The sequence below is a fragment of the Undibacterium sp. SXout7W genome (genome assembly GCF_049339385.1).
Taxonomy (GTDB): Bacteria; Pseudomonadota; Gammaproteobacteria; order Burkholderiales; family Burkholderiaceae_D; genus Undibacterium.
Genome location: NZ_JBMPPF010000057.1, coordinates 1 through 835, shown reverse-complemented (window position 1 = coordinate 835; position 835 = coordinate 1). Strand labels below are relative to the sequence as shown.

At 47.1% G+C, this 835-nt stretch carries 1 pseudogene; it reads left to right on the top strand.

Annotated elements, in window-relative coordinates:
* Nucleotides 1-835: pseudogene (locus tag ACO0LB_RS20460) on the top strand (hypothetical protein); the annotation flags it as partial.

The following is an 835-nucleotide window of genomic DNA, read 5'->3' as shown; positions in this document are numbered from 1 at the left end:
AGGCAGTGGCCGTTTTGGAGGAGGGGAATGCAACCGGCAAACAAAACGTCTCTGCGCAAGATAGTGCCGCTGTGGATGCCGATTTTACGGTCAATGGGGTGGACTATCTGGTTGAACAAAACGCCGGTCAATATTTGTTGTATCTGAGTATGATGCTGTTTTTTCAAAACGGCGGCGGTGCATGCTATATCGTTTCGGTGGGCGACTACACCAAAGGCATCTCTACCACTGATTTAATCAACGGCATTACGTTGCTCAAAAAAGAACAAGAGCCAACCTTGGTCGTGATTCCGGATGCAGTTCATTTGCCGTTCGATGCATGTATCAGCGTTCAGCAGGCGGCTTTGTCACATTGTGGTCTGGATATGAGAAACCGTTTTAGCATTCTCGATATTCATAGCGGCTTTCAGAAACGTACCGACTTCGATGGTGATTGTGTTGCGAATTTCCGCGATGCGCTTGGCACCAATTTCCTTGATTTCGGAGCCGCATATTACCCGTGGATCAATACAGCCATCGTGCAGGACGATGGTCTGGATTACACCTTGTTTGCTGATACTACCACTCAGGCTCTGATCAAAAATCTACTGATGGAAGATATGAAACTGAATGGTGTAGCACCGACCGATCCGATTGTTGGCAAAAACTGGAATGATAAAATTGATGCGGTCAATGAGATTGGTCAAAGCATGGATCAATTTCTGGCAACCAATCCAGCTCCGAGTCCAGTAGCGACGATGACCAAAGACCAGCTCAATATGGCGTTCACCAGTCGCATTGATGCGGTCAATAAATTACTGTTACTGAACAGCCCGCTGTATGTGTTACTGATGGG